This window comes from Bacillus sp. N3378-2at, from assembly GCF_033412715.1.
GTDB classification, from domain to species: domain Bacteria; phylum Bacillota; class Bacilli; order Bacillales; family Bacillaceae; genus Bacillus; species Bacillus subtilis.
In genome coordinates, this window is the sequence record NZ_CP117986.1 from 3,374,664 (window position 1) to 3,391,998 (window position 17,335).

Sequence of the window (17,335 nt, forward strand, 5' to 3'; positions counted from 1 at the left end):
ATGACACATGGCGATCCAAAATCCATATACAGCCTATCAGCAAAATTCAGTGAATACGGCTACACCCGGGGAGCTGACGCTTATGCTGTATAATGGCTGTTTAAAATTTATAAGACTTGCCTCTCAGGCCATTGAGAATGATGATATGGAACGTAAAAATGAGAATCTGATTAAAGCGCAAAATATTATTCAGGAATTAAATTTTACACTTAACCGTAACATAGAGCTTTCCGCTTCCATGGGTGCGATGTACGATTATATGTATCGAAGATTGGTACAGGCAAATATCAAAAATGATACGGGCATGCTGGCTGAGGTTGAAGGCTATGTAACAGATTTTCGCGATGCTTGGAAACAGGCCATTCAAAGTGAACGGAAGGACCGGCACGGATCAGGCGGGATCGCATGAATAACATAGATCAACTATACACTGAGACGAAGAGTATGCTGTCACACATACAAAATACGCCGGAAAGCGATGAGCTTTTAAAACAAATTGAAGACTTTGTGGCTAAACGGTCTGAACTGATTCAGGAGATATCTCTGCCGCTTTCAGAAGAAGAGCGAAAGCAGATGAAGCTAGTGCTGACATGGGATCAGCTTATTGTGAAGGAAATGGAACGACTGAAGCAGTCAATCGCAGCAGAACTTCAGCAGATGAAAAGAAAACGTGTGATGCATACGACGTATTTAAACCCTTATAACAACATTACGATTGACGGCACATATTATGACAAGCGTAAATAGGTGAGTGCCTTGAAGAGCATTGAAGATTATACGCTTTTATCAGCTTATTATCATCTTCTTTTTACCATTGAAGAAGGGTTGTGTTATTTGATAGAGGCTGAAGAGAATTTATCAAAAACAGAAGGGGATCGGATCTACCAAGATCTGATCCAAGCCTTTTTTTATTTGGATTCAACACATTCAACACTTCTCTTCATTATGGATTCGCGGTGTGCTGAAATTTGTGTGAAAGCATTTGACCAAATTTTTGCGGAGTTTGATCAATTGGTCTCTTTCTCTTTTCCCTCTCATGAGTTCTGTGAGTATTTAAAGGAACATTTTCTGATTCATTATAGAAAATGGATGCTGTCTATTCATCAATGTATGGAACCCTTTTTAATCAATTAGGCGTGTGTGAGGTATTTGTTTCGTTCAATCAGCATATACATATACCTCCGAACCGCCAATAACAGAGCAAATACAAACAAAATTCGACAAAGTTCACTGAATTTTCACAAAAGATTTATGTTTCAGCAGGAATTGTAAAGGGTAAAAGAGAAATAGATACATATCCTTAATAAAAGGGAGGCGTTCTTTGATGAACTATAACATCAGAGGAGAAAATATTGAAGTGACACCCGCGTTAAAGGATCATGTCGAGAGGAAGATCGGCAAGCTGGAGCGCTATTTTGACCATAGCGTGGATGCTGATGTGAACGTCAACTTGAAGTTTTACAATGACAAGGAGTCTAAGGTTGAGGTTACGATTCCGATGACAGATCTGGCGCTTCGGTCCGAGGTGCATAACGAGGATATGTACAACGCAATTGATCTCGCAACAAACAAACTGGAACGTCAAATCCGTAAGCATAAAACGAAAGTAAACCGTAAATTCCGTGAGCAGGGCTCTCCAAAATATTTATTGGCAAACGGTCTTGGCTCTGATACAGATATTGCGGTTCAGGATGACATAGAAGAGGAGGAGAGCTTGGATATCGTCCGTCAGAAACGCTTTAATTTAAAGCCGATGGATAGTGAAGAAGCGATCCTGCAAATGAATATGCTCGGCCATAATTTCTTTGTTTTCACAAATGCGGAAACAAACCTTACAAATGTCGTGTACCGCAGAAATGACGGGAAATATGGCTTAATTGAACCGACTGAATAATGAAGAGAAGCCTTCCGTGATGTCCGCGGAAGGTTTTTGTTTTTCTTATTTGCAAATTCTTTGGAAATAACAAAAGGTATGATATGATAATGAGAGGTATACATGGACTAGTAAATTATTTATACATGCCTTTAAAATAGGCATGTGATGATAGAGGAGCGTTATAAATGCTTGGAATTTTAAATAAAATGTTTGATCCAACAAAACGTACGCTGAATAGATACGAAAAAATTGCTAACGATATTGATGCGATTCGCGGAGACTATGAAAATCTCTCTGACGACGCGTTGAAACATAAAACAATTGAATTTAAAGAGCGTCTTGAAAAAGGGGCGACAACGGATGATCTTCTTGTTGAAGCTTTCGCTGTTGTTCGAGAAGCTTCACGCCGCGTAACAGGTATGTTTCCGTTTAAAGTCCAGCTCATGGGGGGCGTAGCGCTTCATGACGGAAATATCGCGGAAATGAAAACAGGGGAAGGGAAAACATTAACGTCTACTCTGCCTGTTTATTTAAATGCGTTAACAGGTAAAGGCGTACACGTCGTGACTGTCAACGAATACTTGGCAAGCCGTGACGCTGAACAAATGGGGAAAATTTTCGAGTTTCTCGGTCTGACTGTCGGCTTGAATTTAAACTCAATGTCAAAAGACGAAAAACGGGAAGCTTATGCAGCTGACATTACTTACTCTACAAACAATGAGCTTGGCTTCGACTATTTGCGTGACAATATGGTTCTTTATAAAGAGCAGATGGTTCAGCGCCCGCTTCATTTTGCGGTAATAGATGAAGTTGACTCTATTTTAATTGATGAAGCGAGAACACCTCTTATCATTTCTGGACAAGCTGCCAAATCCACTAAGCTGTACGTACAGGCAAATGCTTTTGTCCGTACGTTAAAAGCGGAGAAGGATTACACGTACGATATCAAAACAAAAGCTGTACAGCTTACTGAAGAAGGAATGACGAAGGCGGAAAAAGCGTTCGGCATCGATAACCTCTTTGATGTGAAGCATGTCGCGCTCAACCACCATATCAACCAGGCCTTAAAAGCTCACGTTGCGATGCAAAAGGACGTTGACTATGTAGTGGAAGACGGACAGGTTGTTATTGTTGATTCCTTCACGGGACGTCTGATGAAAGGCCGCCGCTACAGTGAGGGGCTTCACCAAGCGATTGAAGCGAAGGAAGGGCTTGAGATTCAAAACGAAAGCATGACCTTGGCGACGATTACGTTCCAAAACTACTTCCGAATGTACCAAAAACTTGCCGGTATGACGGGTACAGCTAAGACAGAGGAAGAAGAATTCCGCAACATCTACAACATGCAGGTTGTCACGATCCCTACCAACAGGCCTGTTGTCCGTGATGACCGTCCTGATTTAATTTACCGCACGATGGAAGGAAAGTTTAAGGCAGTTGCGGAGGATGTCGCACAGCGTTACATGACGGGACAGCCTGTTCTAGTCGGTACGGTTGCCGTTGAAACATCTGAATTGATTTCTAAGCTGCTTAAAAACAAAGGAATTCCGCATCAAGTGTTAAATGCCAAAAACCATGAACGTGAAGCGCAGATCATTGAAGAGGCCGGCCAAAAAGGCGCAGTTACGATTGCGACTAACATGGCGGGGCGCGGAACGGACATTAAGCTTGGCGAAGGTGTAAAAGAGCTTGGCGGACTCGCTGTTGTCGGAACAGAACGACATGAATCACGCCGGATTGACAATCAGCTTCGAGGTCGTTCCGGACGTCAGGGAGACCCGGGGATTACTCAATTTTATCTTTCTATGGAAGATGAATTGATGCGCAGATTCGGAGCTGAGCGGACAATGGCGATGCTGGACCGCTTCGGCATGGACGACTCTACTCCAATCCAAAGCAAAATGGTATCTCGCGCGGTTGAATCGTCTCAAAAACGAGTCGAAGGCAATAACTTCGATTCTCGTAAACAGCTTCTGCAATATGATGATGTTCTCCGCCAGCAGCGTGAGGTCATTTATAAGCAGCGCTTTGAAGTCATTGACTCTGAAAACCTGCGTGAAATCGTTGAAAATATGATCAAGTCTTCTCTCGAACGCGCAATTGCAGCCTATACGCCAAGAGAAGAGCTTCCTGAGGAGTGGAAGCTTGACGGTCTAGTTGATCTTATCAACACAACTTATCTTGATGAAGGTGCGCTTGAGAAGAGCGATATCTTCGGGAAAGAACCGGATGAAATGCTTGAGCTCATTATGGATCGCATCATCACAAAATATAATGAGAAGGAAGAGCAATTCGGCAAAGAGCAAATGCGCGAATTCGAAAAAGTTATCGTTCTTCGTGCCGTTGATTCTAAATGGATGGATCATATTGATGCGATGGATCAGCTTCGCCAAGGGATTCACCTTCGTGCTTACGCGCAGACGAACCCTCTTCGTGAGTATCAAATGGAAGGTTTTGCGATGTTTGAGCATATGATTGAATCAATTGAGGACGAGGTCGCAAAATTTGTGATGAAAGCTGAGATTGAAAACAATCTGGAGCGTGAAGAGGTTGTACAAGGCCAAACAACAGCTCATCAGCCGCAAGAAGGCGACGATAACAAAAAAGCAAAGAAAGCACCGGTTCGCAAAGTGGTTGATATCGGCCGAAATGCCCCATGCCACTGCGGAAGCGGGAAAAAATATAAAAATTGCTGCGGCCGTACTGAATAGTTCGCCCCGGCAAGTTTACTGACCGCGGCGCCTGCAGGCGCCTGCGGATCTTTTAATGAGGTGAATGAAATGGAATTATCAGAAATCAGAGCAGAGCTCGAAAATATGGCTTCTCGTTTAGCGGACTTTAGGGGGTCTCTTTGACCTCGAATCAAAGGAGGCCCGCATTGCTGAGCTAGATGAACAAATGGCTGATCCGGAATTCTGGAATGATCAGCAAAAAGCTCAAACGGTTATAAATGAAGCAAACGGTTTAAAGGATTATGTCAATTCGTATAAAAAATTGAATGAATCCCACGAAGAATTACAAATGACTCATGATCTTTTGAAAGAAGAGCCGGACACTGATCTCCAGCTTGAGCTTGAAAAAGAACTAAAATCATTAACAAAAGACTTCAATGAGTTTGAGCTTCAGCTTCTTCTCAGCGAGCCGTATGATAAAAATAACGCGATTTTAGAACTGCACCCTGGTGCTGGCGGTACAGAGTCACAGGACTGGGGCTCTATGCTTCTTAGAATGTATACAAGATGGGGAGAGCGCCGCGGCTTTAAAGTAGAAACACTCGATTACCTTCCAGGTGACGAGGCTGGAATCAAGTCAGTGACATTGCTCATCAAAGGACATAACGCTTACGGGTATCTCAAAGCAGAAAAAGGTGTCCATCGTCTTGTGCGGATCTCACCATTTGATTCATCAGGCCGCCGCCACACATCTTTCGTTTCATGTGAAGTCATGCCTGAATTTAACGATGAAATTGATATTGATATTCGTGCGGAGGATATTAAAGTTGACACGTACCGTGCAAGCGGCGCGGGCGGACAGCACGTCAATACGACGGATTCAGCCGTTCGGATTACTCACTTGCCGACGAACGTAGTTGTGACATGCCAAACGGAGCGCTCACAAATTAAAAACCGTGAAAGAGCCATGAAAATGCTGAAGGCCAAGCTGTATCAGCGCAGAATTGAAGAGCAGCAGGCTGAACTGGATGAAATTCGTGGTGAACAAAAAGAAATCGGCTGGGGCAGCCAAATCCGTTCTTATGTATTCCATCCGTATTCCATGGTAAAAGACCATCGGACCAATACAGAAATGGGGAACGTTCAAGCTGTAATGGATGGTGACATTGATACGTTTATTGATGCCTACCTGCGTTCTAAGCTTTCATAAGCTGAAAAACACACCTGATGCATACGGGTGTGTTTTTTTATTCCTTATATCCTTGATTTCACTGCTGCTTTAGCATATTACCACTGTATTTGGGTGTTATTTACATCTAATCAGGGAAGGATTAAAATGCTATCGGAGAGCATTGGAAGAAACGGAGGATATATGATGGACGTACGGAATAAAACATTGTGGATTTTGCGGGATTATGTATACATATTAGTAGGAGCAGCGATTACGGCCGTGTCCTTTAATGTATTTTTGCTTCCGAACAAGATTGCCGCCGGCGGTGTCAGCGGGATCAGTACGATTTTACAATCATATGGTTTTGAAGCAGCGTATGTACAGTGGATTATTAATATCCCTTTATTTATTGCTGGCGTCATTTTGCTCGGCGGGAAATTTGGGCTAAAGACGCTTGCTGGTTCTGTGTTTTTGCCGCTAGTTGTGTTTTTGACAAGGGATATTCAGCCCGCCACTCATCATGAACTCTTGGCGGCGATTTTTGGCGGTGTCGGGATAGGTATCGGAATTGGTATTGTGTACTTAGGGAAAGGTTCGACGGGAGGAACAGCCTTGGCTGCACAGATCATTCATAAGTACTCCGGTCTGTCATTGGGGAAGTGTCTCGCCATCATTGACGGAATGATCGTTGTTACGGCTATGATTGTATTTAATATTGAGCAAGGCTTATATGCCATGCTTGGCGTCTATGTGTCCAGCAAAACCATTGATGTTGTGCAAGTCGGCTTTAATCGTTCAAAAATGGCGCTCATCATTACAAAGCAGGAGCAGGCTGTCAAGGAGGCTGTCTTACAGAAGATTGACAGAGGCGTGACAAAAATCTCTGCAGTCGGCGGATATACTGATGATGACCGTCCGATTTTAATGTGCGTGGTTGGGCAAACTGAATTCACCAAATTGAAACAAATCGTCAAACAGATTGATGAGTCAGCTTTTGTGATTGTAGCAGACGCGAGCGAGGTGCTGGGCGAGGGTTTCAAACGCGCTTAAACGAGGTTATAATATGGAAGAGATCGTAAAGGAGTTGTGCTTCTCAACATGAAATCAAAGTTATCGATACTAATGATTGGATTTGCGCTTTCTGTTCTGTTGGCTGCCTGCGGATCAAACGATGCAAAAGAAGAGAAGACAGACACTGGCAGCAAGACGGAAGCCACTGCATCTGAAGGGGAAGAATTATATCAGCAAAGCTGCGTAGGCTGCCACGGCAAGGATTTAGAAGGTGTGTCAGGGCCTAATCTCCAAGAGGTCGGAGGCAAATACGATGAACACAAAATTGAAAGCATTATTAAAAACGGCCGCGGCAATATGCCAAAGGGGCTTGTAGAGGATAACGAAGCCGCTGTTATTGCCAAATGGCTGTCAGAAAAAAAGTAAGATAAAAACATCCTTGCCGAGTGCCGGCAAGGATGTTTTTATGCCTTGACAATATGAATGAAAAGAAACTGTAATAGTATTATGTCTAAATTTGACGTATAATGAAGTGTATTGAAAAAGGGAACTTTCAGATTTTTCATCTTTTTACAAATGAATGGGTCATAAATTGTCGAATGCATTCGAAGAGTATGACCGTGTGATAGATAAAATGATATAAAAGATTAGGTGATTTCATGATAGAGATGAAGGAAGTATATAAAGCCTATCCGAACGGCGTAAAAGCGCTCAATGGGATTTCTGTTACCATTCATCCCGGTGAGTTTGTGTATGTTGTTGGTCCGAGCGGAGCGGGTAAATCTACTTTTATAAAAATGATTTACAGAGAAGAAAAACCGACAAAAGGACAAATTTTAATCAATCATAAAGATCTCGCGACAATTAAAGAAAAAGAGATTCCTTTCGTGCGCCGCAAAATAGGCGTTGTCTTTCAGGATTTCAAGCTTCTTCCGAAACTAACTGTTTTTGAAAATGTGGCATTTGCCCTTGAAGTGATTGGAGAACAGCCGTCTGTCATTAAGAAACGGGTGCTTGAAGTGCTTGATCTCGTGCAGCTGAAGCATAAAGCGCGACAATTTCCTGACCAGCTTTCAGGCGGGGAGCAGCAGCGTGTATCTATTGCCAGATCAATTGTGAACAACCCTGATGTTGTCATTGCTGATGAACCGACAGGAAACCTTGATCCGGATACGTCCTGGGAAGTCATGAAGACGCTGGAGGAAGTTAATAACCGCGGGACAACAGTCGTGATGGCGACACATAATAAAGAAATCGTAAACACCATGAAGAAACGTGTCATTGCAATCGAAGATGGTATCATTGTGCGTGATGAGTCAAGAGGGGAGTATGGTTCATATGATTAAAATTCTCGGGCGCCACTTGCGTGAGAGTTTTAAATCTCTCGGGAGAAACACATGGATGACATTTGCATCCATTAGTGCTGTAACCGTTACGCTGATTTTAGTCGGCGTGTTTTTAGTGATTATGCTGAATTTGAATAACATGGCCACGAATGCTGAAAAACAAGTCGAAATCAAAGTGCTGATTGATCTGACTGCAGATCAGAAGGCACAGGACAAGCTTCAGAACGATATTAAGGAACTGAAGGGCATTCAGAGTGTCACTTTTTCATCTAAAGAAAAAGAGCTTGACCAGCTGGTTGACAGTTTTGGTGACAGCGGAAAATCCCTGACAATGAAGGATCAGGAAAACCCGCTTAATGATGCGTTTGTCGTCAAAACGACAGATCCGCATGATACGCCGAACGTGGCGAAAAAGATCGAAAAAATGGATCATGTTTATAAAGTCACTTATGGAAAAGAAGAGGTCAGCCGTTTGTTTAAAGTGGTCGGCGTTTCCCGCAACATCGGAATCGCGTTAATTATCGGCCTGGTATTTACGGCGATGTTCTTAATTTCCAACACCATTAAAATTACAATTTTCGCAAGAAGAAAAGAAATTGAAATCATGAAGCTTGTCGGTGCGACAAACTGGTTTATCCGCTGGCCGTTTTTCCTTGAAGGATTGCTGCTAGGCGTATTCGGTTCTGTGATTCCGATTGCACTGGTGCTGAGCACTTACCAATACGTCATCGGATGGGTCGTTCCAAAGGTTCAAGGATCATTTGTCTCTCTTCTTCCTTATAATCCATTTGTATTCCAAGTTTCGCTAGTGCTGATTGCAATCGGCGCAGTAATTGGAGTATGGGGAAGTCTGACTTCCATCCGCAAGTTTTTGCGAGTATAAAGTGAAAAAGCCGTTCCGCTTTCGGGACGGCTTTTCATTTGCCTTCTTTTTCTTCTATGATTACATGAAATCTCCATCCTTTACATATACTATCTCTAGGTTTTGGTAAAGACAGTCTGGCATACAGGAGGAGTAAAGGATGAATCAAAAAATAATGGCTGTGATAGCAGCAGGGAGCATGCTGTTCGGAGGCGCCGGTGTATATGCGGGAATCAACCTGCTTGAGATGGATAAGCCCCAGACTGCAGCAGTTCCCGCGACGGCACAAGCTGACTCTGAACGGGATAAAGCTATGGACAAAATCGAAAAAGCGTATGAGTTAATTTCGAATGAGTACGTAGAAAAAGTAGATAGAGAAAAGCTGCTCGAGGGAGCCATCCAGGGAATGCTGTCTACGCTAAATGATCCTTATTCTGTTTACATGGATAAGCAGACAGCTAAGCAATTTTCTGATTCTCTTGATTCCTCATTTGAAGGCATCGGGGCTGAGGTTGGCATGGAAGACGGCAAAATTATTATTGTTTCCCCATTCAAGAAATCGCCAGCGGAAAAAGCCGGGTTGAAGCCTAATGATGAAATTATCAGCATCAATGGAGAATCGATGGCCGGCAAGGATTTAAACCACGCTGTGTTAAAAATAAGAGGAAAAAAAGGGTCCAGCGTTTCAATGAAGATTCAGCGGCCTGGAACGAAGAAGCAGCTGTCATTCCGGATCAAGAGAGCTGAGATTCCACTCGAAACGGTTTTTGCATCAGAGAAAAAAGTACAGGGGCATTCTGTCGGATATATTGCCATCTCTACTTTTTCTGAGCACACCGCAGAGGATTTTGCAAAAGCGCTGAGGGAGCTTGAGAAAAAAGAAATAGAAGGACTTGTCATTGATGTACGCGGCAACCCGGGCGGATATCTTCAAAGTGTGGAAGAAATTCTTAAGCATTTCGTTACAAAGGATCAGCCGTATATTCAGATTGCTGAACGCAATGGGGATAAAAAACGTTATTTTTCAACATTGACCCATAAAAAAGCGTACCCTGTCAATGTGATTACGGATAAAGGAAGTGCCTCTGCATCAGAAATTCTTGCCGGCGCATTAAAGGAAGCTGGCCATTATGATGTTGTAGGCGATACGTCTTTTGGAAAGGGAACGGTTCAACAGGCTGTGCCAATGGGGGACGGCAGCAACATCAAATTAACGCTTTACAAGTGGCTGACGCCAAATGGAAACTGGATTCATAAGAAAGGAATTGAACCGACCATTGCGATTAAGCAGCCCGATTATTTTTCCGCCGGGCCTTTACAGCTGAAAGAGCCGCTTAAAGTGGACATGAACAATGAAGACGTCAAGCATGCGCAGGTATTGTTAAAAGGTCTCAGCTTTGATCCGGGACGTGAGGATGGCTATTTCAGCAAAGACATGAAAAAAGCGGTTATGGCTTTTCAGGATCAAAACAAGCTGAATAAAACCGGTGTGATCGACACTCGCACTGCAGAGACATTAAACCGGCAGATAGAAAAGAAAAAATCAGATGAAAAAAATGATTTGCAGCTTCAAACAGCATTGAAATCATTATTTGTCAATTAAAGGAGATGGTATTCCATCTCCTGTTTCTTTGTGCTTAAAGAGATTATGGATCATAAGTCACATAAAAAATGAGTTTTTGACAAGAAATTAAAAAAATTTTCACAAATAAACATTTATAAAGGACTGTTATTACCCGATATCAATATATGAGAGAGACTTTCTAACGAGTTAATATGCATTTAAAATGAAACTTTTGCAAGTTGCCTAGTCTTTGTTTACTTCATACAATATAAGAAGGTTCTAAAAAGAACAGTAATCAGGTTAATGGCAGCTGAACGACAGGTATTTAAAGAGTAACGTTAGCGAGAATGCTTGTTAGCACTCCAGTACTGCTGCTTATACTGGCCCGTGCTTATCTGTATAAAGAAAATGGGGGTTCACAATTGAAGAGGGCAAGTATTGTGCGTGAAAAAAAATATTATGAATTAGTGGAACAATTAAAAGACAGAACACAAGACGTAACATTTTCAGCTACAAAAGCACTAAGTCTTCTTATGCTGTTCAGCAGATATTTGGTCAATTACACCAATGTCGAATCAGTAAATGACATTAATGAGGAATGCGCCAAACATTATTTTAACTACTTAATGAAAAACCATAAGCGATTAGGAATTAATCTGACAGATATAAAAAGGTCGATGCATCTAATCAGCGGGTTATTGGATGTGGATGTAAACCACTATTTAAAGGATTTTTCACTATCGAATGTCACGCTGTGGATGACGCAAGAGAGATAAACTCTCCTGAGGATATCCAAGCCATTTAATATTTGATAGAATATGAGTAACATGTTTGGCTTGAGGCGGTGAGAGATAGTGTCTGTTCAATGGGGAATTGAACTGTTAAAAAGCGCGGGCTTGTTCTTCTTACACCCGCTTTTCTGGTTTTTTATCATCATAACCCTGGCTTTCGGCTATGTAAGAATCAAACGGGAACGAAAAACCTTTCATACAAGAATAGCAGATATTTATGATGATCTGAAATTTACATATACAAAGGGACTGATTCCAGGTCTTCTTTTGTCAGTTATTTTAGGTGGACTCGGAATATCGATTCCTCTCGGTTTACTTGCGATTATTGCCGTTATCACTGCAGCGGCAGCGTTCACTCTTCGCGCAAACTGGATGTCTGCTGCATATATCGTCAGTGTGAGTATGCTGATAGGTTTTGGACTGCAAATATATCAGGCGGAGCCCTTCCTAGAGAGATTTCCGCAAGGATTTGCAGTTGTTTGGCCGGCTGTGGCTGTGTTTCTAGGTTTGCTGATTATCACTGAAGGAGCGGTTGCTTATCGTTCTGCGCATGTGAGAACATCACCGGCACTTGTCGTAAGCAGCCGCGGTTTGCCGATCGGACAGCAGCTGGCAAACCGGGTTTGGCTTTTGCCGCTGTTCCTTCTCGTGCCCGGTAATGGTTTAGAATCGCACCTTAGCTGGTGGCCCGTGTTTACGGTTCCCGGCGGCTCATTCCATTTTCTATGGATTCCTTACTTTGTCGGATTTGGACAAAGGGTACAGGGATCGCTGCCTGAAACGAGTATAAGGATCACAGCGAAACGCGTTTGTATTCTCGGTCTTGCCGTCGCAGTTCTCGGTGCAGCGAGCTTACTGTGGACGCCGCTTGCAGGTGCAGCGGTCTGTACTGCTTTGTTAGGGCGTATTTTTCTGTCCATAAAGCAAAGAGTGAATGATAACGCGGCTCCGTTTTATTTCTCGAAAAGGGATCAGGGCTTAATGGTGCTTGGGATTATCCCCAATACGCCGGCTGAGGATCTGGAATTGAAAATCGGGGAAATCATAACGAAAGTCAATGGTATACCGGTTAAGAACGTTTCTGATTTCTATGAAGCGCTCCAGCATAACCGTGCATACGTGAAGCTTGAAATTATCGGTTTGAATGGAGAAATTCGTTTTGACCAGCGAGCTTCTTATGAAGGAGAACATCATGAATTGGGCATCCTCTTCGTAAAGGATGACCGTGAAGACGAAGCAGCCGCTTCTGGATCATAAAAGGCAGCCCGGTACCGCAGGAAGATGCGATGCCGGGCTGTTTTGCGTTACGCTGAGTTTTTTTCTATCCGTGCCGTTTCATCAGATTTGATGCCCAATGAAACAAAAACGCCGATGATGGATACAGCAAAGAGAATCATAAATAGGATGTGATATCCCGAAATCAGGCCAATTAAGGCTGATGAAATGATGCTTCCGAAATAACGGAAGGTCGAGAAAATCCCGGATGCCACTCCTGACATTCCGGGGTCTACTGTGGCAAGGGATGACACCTGCATGCTGGTCAGACCGACTCCGGAAGCGAGCCCGCCAAGGATAAGAGAGAGCATGAGGAATAAGACAGAATGCGAGCTGCTTAACAGCAAAAATAATAGATTCGCACCAGCCATCATGGCAAATGAAAGAAAAATGATTTTTTTGGCTCCCCATTTGTGATGGAGCTGCGCGCCCACCCAGTTGCTGGCTGACATGAAGATCGAAAATACAGAAAGCGCCATCCCGCTGTTAGACGTATTAAGCCCAAATTGGTTCGTCATAAATAACGGCATAATCAATAAGACGGCATACATCATCAAATTGCTTAACAAGACTGATAGATTCGCATTTGTAAAGGTTGAGCTTTTAAACAGTGCAAAGTCAATGATAGGGTGCTTGGTACGTTTTTCTCTTCTGAAAAAAAGCGGAACAAAAAGAAGTATCAATACACTGTATACCGCATATCCCCATGGAGCCTCATTTTTCGTCAGCAGGATAATTGAAACGATGCTGCCTGCAAGCAAGAGAGAGCCGATGATATCCAGCGGCGCGTCAGATTTATTTTCTTTATATTGAGGAAACATCGTTAATGCCGTAAATAAAGCAATGGCGAGGAACGGGATGTTGACCCAAAAAATCGAATGCCAGCTGAAGCTGTCAATCAGTATAGAGCCGATAAAAGGCCCGAGTGCTGCACCAAGTCCTGCGCCCAGTCCGAAAAATCCAAACACTTTCGGTAGGCGTTTTTCAGAAACAACATGCCGGATAATGGCAATGCTGTTTGGCGTAAGCAATGCCCCGCCGACAGCCTGCAATGCCCGAAAGACAATTAACAGGAGCAGACTCGGTGAAAGGGCGCAGCCTAGAGATGCGATTAGAAAAAGGCCGACTCCCCATAAGTACATTGTTTTATTGCCGTACATGTCACCGAGCTTTCCTGCAATCGGCTGTGTGACTGCCATCACGATTAAATAAACGGTAACCACCCAAGTGATGCTTGCGATGGACTCGTTATACGTATGGGAAATAGATGAGAGCGCGACCGCGATCATCGTTGAGTTAATGGGAACCAGAATGGCCCCCAATAATAGCGAGACGATCAGCGCCCATTCTTTTCTTGAGCTCATTGGGATCCTCCTTTTTATTATGCCAAGGAGTTAATCAGCAGAAATTCCTTTGACAAATAGAGCTGTGCTGTGCTCCAGCATTTTTTCCTGGGGCATTGATATGACCCGGTCTCCTAAGTGGAGACGGTGAATGAAATAACCGAAGATAATCGACATGAACACGTCGGCATGCTCCGCTTCATTTCCTGTCTGAATAACCCCTTTCTCACCCATTGTTTTGAGATAATCAACCAATAGCTGTTTCATAGATTGGGGATATTCAGTGACGTGGTTAATGACATCCTGAAACATGGCCGGTTCACGAAAGCTGATTTTAATGATATCTTTTCTATGTTCGAGCTCCTCCAAGAGACAGGTTCCGATATGAAGCAGGTCTTTGTACAAATCCCCTTCTGTTTGTTCCAAAATGCTGCCTCTGTTTGAAGAATGCTGAGAAAGCAAAGCCTCAACTAGTCCTTGTTTGTTTTTAAAGTTCCTGAAAATCGTCGCTTCACTTACATTTGCTTTTTCTGCAATTTCTTTTGTAGTTGTTGCGCGATATCCTTTTTTGACGAGCAGCTGCATGGCAGCATCAAGGATTCTCTTGTTTGTCGGTCTCAATACGTTTCACCTCACGAGTATACTGGCAGGACAAGTATACACCCGCCCCGCTTGTATAAGAAAGAGGGGGACGCATCAGGACCGGCTGACAACTGTGATTTTGCCGCTGCTACCGTCAACAGTGATGATGTCACCGTCTCGCAGTCTTTCGGTTGCCGTGCGTGTGCCGAGAACGGCTGGAATGCCGTATTCACGGGCAATAATCGCAGCGTGAGACAAAATGCCGCCTGTGTCTGTAATTATCGCTTTGGCGTCTTGAAACAGGCTGGTCCATAGCGGTGTGGTCATCTTGCAAACGAGTACGTCCCCAGGCGCGAATTGAGAAAATTCATTGGCGTCCCGAATGATTTTCACCGGACCTGTCGCAATGCCGCTTGATGCCGCAATGCCAAAAATATGATTCTCTGTGTTTTTTTCATCCTCTATCACAGCGCCGACAATTTCTTCAGCTGCTTTGAGCTGTTCTTTTGTCGGGGTGCCGAGGTAGGCAGGGGCTTGGGCCAGCTCATACTCATGAAAAATCTGTCTGCGTTTTTCAGCCTTTTCTTGCAGGGATACAGGGTGAAGAAGCGCTTGTTCCACTTCGTCGTCATATAAAAACCAAAGGTCCTCACGATCTTGAATGACACCGTTTTCCGCCAGCAATTCACCTATCTTCAGCAGAAAGATTCTCGCCTTGGCATCCAGCATGGCGTCAATATAAAAGTGGTGATCATCTTTTATATTTGCAGAGTTCAGTGTCCATTGATAATAGCGGTCAAATTCGGTGCGCAAACCGGGATCTTCTATGTTTTCCAAGAATTCATTGTATAATTTCTCTCGTTTTTCTTTCGTTTTCTGAAATTCATTGTCAAAATGATAGCCATTACGGACATAATTTTGAATATTAGCCAGAGCGAAATACGGATTTTCCACCCAGATTTGTTCAATCAGATCATGACTTTTAACAGATCTCCATCCGTATTCTTGCAAGAATTCATGGACGTTCTTCAGGAAGTGTCTCCCCTCATCTGTTTGTTCTAATTTCTCCTGGAGCTGTTCAGGCTTGTTGTTTTCAAAAATGGTCAGAAGGTTCGGGTTCTCCTGAACTTCCATAGAAAATAGCCATAAGCAACGGTCCGTTTCCAGTGATTTGTTCATTTTTCCTGTCAGCATCTCATAAAAATGAGCGTTTTCGGACTCTCCTTGAATGTCCTGATACATCGCTTGCAGTTTGTTTGTTAAAAGGATTTGCGGGAAAACGATATTGAAGTGCTCTTCATAAGCCGTGAGATAAAAGGCCTTTAGTTTTTGAAAAGCATCCAGTGCGCTTTCTGCGGTATGCTCAGTTTGTGCGAGCTGGTCCAGTGTCCGGTAAAAAGGGAGGTATGTGTGATTGATGATGTCATACATATGCTCCGATAAAATCGGGAAAAGCTCTTTGCCGCAGTCTTCAGAAGGAGGCTGCTGTCCACCTTGGTTTTTGGAATAAATATGTCCGCGATAAAGTTTTACTTCATCAACAACTACACCAATCGGAAACTTTTGCATGCTCTTCTTCAAGCCATATTCCAATGCCGGCACGATGAAGGATGAAAATAACGGACTCACCGGACCTTCAATATTAGACTCCATGTTAAGCCAGAAATCATTCATATCAGTGTCGGTAATCATGAAGCTGCGTTTTTCTTCTGCCGCCTTTTTGTCCTGATCAATGGTTGTAATCGGGCGAGCTTGCAGAAGGTATATTTGATGATCAGCAATTCCAAATTCTATATCGACAGGATATCCGTACAGGTCTTCGGTTTTTTTTGTGATTTCAGCCAATTCAATCACTTGTTCATCTGTAAGGCAAAAACGGCTGCGCATGTCTTCACTCGTTTCTTTTTCAGCAATTCCTTCTGCCGCAGACTCCATGTAGATTTCCTTTGCACCTATTTCTTTCTGAATCTCAAACGAAGATTTATTAACAATGAACGTGTCTGGGGTAACACTTCCTGAAACAACAGCTTCACCCAACCCGTAGCTGGCGCTGATTAAAAGCTCTCTATCATCATGGGTAACAGGGTTGCGGCTGAAGATAACACCTGACATTTCTGAATCGATCAGCCCCTGAACGACTATTCCCATTAACGGCTCTGCGATTTGATTGTTCATTTTTTTCTTATAGCTGCTGACCCGCCCAGAAAAAAATGAGGCCCAGCATTCTTTCACTTTAGCCAGAAACTCTTCCTCTGTTTTGATATTTAAGTAGGTTTCATATTGACCCGCGAATGAGGCGCCTTCTAAATCTTCCGAAGCAGACGAAGAACGCACGGCTACGGATCGATATGATTCTCTAAGCTTATAAAAGGAACTAGTCAGCTCATCTTTCAGCTCATCCGAAAATGTTCCAGAAATGATCCCGCTTTCGACGTTTTCACTAGTCTCTTGAAGCTGGTTGTCCTCCATAAAACGTGCGAGCGCATTCGTTTGAATAATAAACCCGTCCGGAACAGGAAGACCGTGTTTGGTCAATTTAATCAAATTCATTCCTTTTGCTCCAGCCAGCTGGCTGGACTCTTCTGCCTGGCGAAATAAAACAGAATACATATTTGAAACCCCTCTTTTCTTCATTCATTTTGTTTTTCTCTCTAGTCTTTTTATTGCGGAGCCTGTGTTTAAAAAATGATAGTAAACACTATCATTCAATTGTAGGTTTTCAGGAAAATGCTGTCAAACGCAGAAAGTCCTAAATAAAATGAATAGTTAAGTTGGTTATATTATCCTGAAAAATGCGGCCGTACTGGTACTGTATGCCTATTTTCTTTTATTCTCGGAATCT

At 43.2% G+C, this 17,335-nt stretch carries 16 protein-coding genes; 13 read left to right on the forward strand and 3 right to left on the reverse strand.

Going from position 1 to position 17,335, the window contains the following annotated elements; all coding sequences use genetic code 11:
- The first annotated feature begins 7 nt into the window (after positions 1–7).
- From fliS to minJ, 13 genes are all read left to right on the forward strand, one after another.
- Complete coding sequence (fliS, locus tag PUN35_RS18050) at positions 8–409, forward strand: flagellar export chaperone FliS (RefSeq protein WP_014481041.1); 402 nt, start codon at positions 8–10, stop codon at positions 407–409.
- Positions 406–747: a flagella biosynthesis regulatory protein FliT gene (gene fliT, locus PUN35_RS18055; RefSeq protein WP_014481040.1), complete on the forward strand. Its 342-nt coding sequence runs from the start codon at positions 406–408 to the stop codon at positions 745–747. The genes fliS and fliT overlap by 4 nt, the downstream gene beginning before the upstream one ends.
- 9 nt (positions 748–756) lie before the next feature.
- Positions 757–1,134: a DUF8042 domain-containing protein gene (locus PUN35_RS18060; RefSeq protein ID WP_003244377.1), complete on the forward strand. Its 378-nt coding sequence runs from the start codon at positions 757–759 to the stop codon at positions 1,132–1,134.
- Positions 1,135–1,324: 190 nt separating this feature from the next.
- Positions 1,325–1,894, forward strand: coding sequence for a ribosome hibernation promotion factor (gene hpf, locus PUN35_RS18065; protein WP_003228031.1), 570 nt, complete (start codon positions 1,325–1,327; stop codon positions 1,892–1,894).
- Between the two features lie 167 nt (positions 1,895–2,061).
- The gene (gene secA / locus PUN35_RS18070; protein ID WP_014481039.1) at positions 2,062–4,587 is read left to right on the forward strand and encodes a preprotein translocase subunit SecA; all 2,526 of its coding nucleotides are present in this window, start codon (positions 2,062–2,064) and stop codon (positions 4,585–4,587) included.
- Between the two features lie 69 nt (positions 4,588–4,656).
- A protein-coding gene (prfB, locus tag PUN35_RS18075; RefSeq protein ID WP_097080574.1) for a peptide chain release factor 2 occupies positions 4,657–5,758 on the forward strand; the annotation gives its coding sequence in 2 pieces (ribosomal slippage) (positions 4,657–4,728 and positions 4,730–5,758; 1,101 coding nt in all).
- Between the two features lie 165 nt (positions 5,759–5,923).
- Positions 5,924–6,769, forward strand: coding sequence for a YitT family protein (locus tag PUN35_RS18080; protein ID WP_041333322.1), 846 nt, complete (start codon positions 5,924–5,926; stop codon positions 6,767–6,769).
- 48 nt (positions 6,770–6,817) lie between these two features.
- The gene (cccB, locus tag PUN35_RS18085) at positions 6,818–7,156 is read left to right on the forward strand and encodes a cytochrome c551 (protein WP_014481036.1); all 339 of its coding nucleotides are present in this window, start codon (positions 6,818–6,820) and stop codon (positions 7,154–7,156) included.
- A gap of 233 nt (positions 7,157–7,389) precedes the next feature.
- Positions 7,390–8,076, forward strand: a complete 687-nt coding sequence (gene ftsE / locus PUN35_RS18090) for a cell division ATP-binding protein FtsE (RefSeq protein WP_014481035.1) — start codon at positions 7,390–7,392, stop codon at positions 8,074–8,076.
- Positions 8,069–8,959 carry a permease-like cell division protein FtsX gene (ftsX, locus tag PUN35_RS18095; protein ID WP_009968247.1) on the forward strand — a complete coding sequence of 297 codons (891 nt, stop codon included), beginning with the start codon at positions 8,069–8,071 and terminating at the stop codon, positions 8,957–8,959. Before ftsE ends, ftsX begins: the two co-directional genes overlap by 8 nt.
- A 139-nt stretch (positions 8,960–9,098) precedes the next feature.
- Complete coding sequence (gene ctpB, locus PUN35_RS18100) at positions 9,099–10,541, forward strand: carboxy-terminal processing protease CtpB (protein WP_014481034.1); 1,443 nt, start codon at positions 9,099–9,101, stop codon at positions 10,539–10,541.
- A gap of 383 nt (positions 10,542–10,924) precedes the next feature.
- Entirely contained in the window at positions 10,925–11,278 is a 354-nt protein-coding gene (gene swrA / locus PUN35_RS18105; protein ID WP_015251121.1) for a swarming motility protein SwrAA, read from the forward strand.
- A gap of 78 nt (positions 11,279–11,356) precedes the next feature.
- Positions 11,357–12,550, forward strand: coding sequence for a cell division topological determinant MinJ (gene minJ / locus PUN35_RS18110; RefSeq protein WP_003228042.1), 1,194 nt, complete (start codon positions 11,357–11,359; stop codon positions 12,548–12,550).
- Positions 12,551–12,597: 47 nt separating this feature from the next.
- Here the strand turns inward: minJ and PUN35_RS18115 are convergent, their stop codons facing one another.
- The 3 genes from PUN35_RS18115 to PUN35_RS18125 all read right to left on the reverse strand — a co-directional run bounded on the left by PUN35_RS18115 (position 12,598) and on the right by PUN35_RS18125 (position 17,103).
- Positions 12,598–13,932 carry an MFS transporter gene (locus tag PUN35_RS18115; RefSeq protein ID WP_014481033.1) on the reverse strand — a complete coding sequence of 445 codons (1,335 nt, stop codon included), beginning with the start codon at positions 13,930–13,932 and terminating at the stop codon, positions 12,598–12,600.
- A gap of 30 nt (positions 13,933–13,962) precedes the next feature.
- Positions 13,963–14,532, reverse strand: coding sequence for a TetR/AcrR family transcriptional regulator (locus PUN35_RS18120; RefSeq protein ID WP_003244088.1), 570 nt, complete (start codon positions 14,530–14,532; stop codon positions 13,963–13,965).
- Between the two features lie 75 nt (positions 14,533–14,607).
- Positions 14,608–17,103 (reverse strand): PEP/pyruvate-binding domain-containing protein, encoded by a 2,496-nt coding sequence (locus tag PUN35_RS18125; protein ID WP_014481032.1) that lies wholly within the window; start codon positions 17,101–17,103, stop codon positions 14,608–14,610.
- Positions 17,104–17,335: the final 232 nt, after the last annotated feature.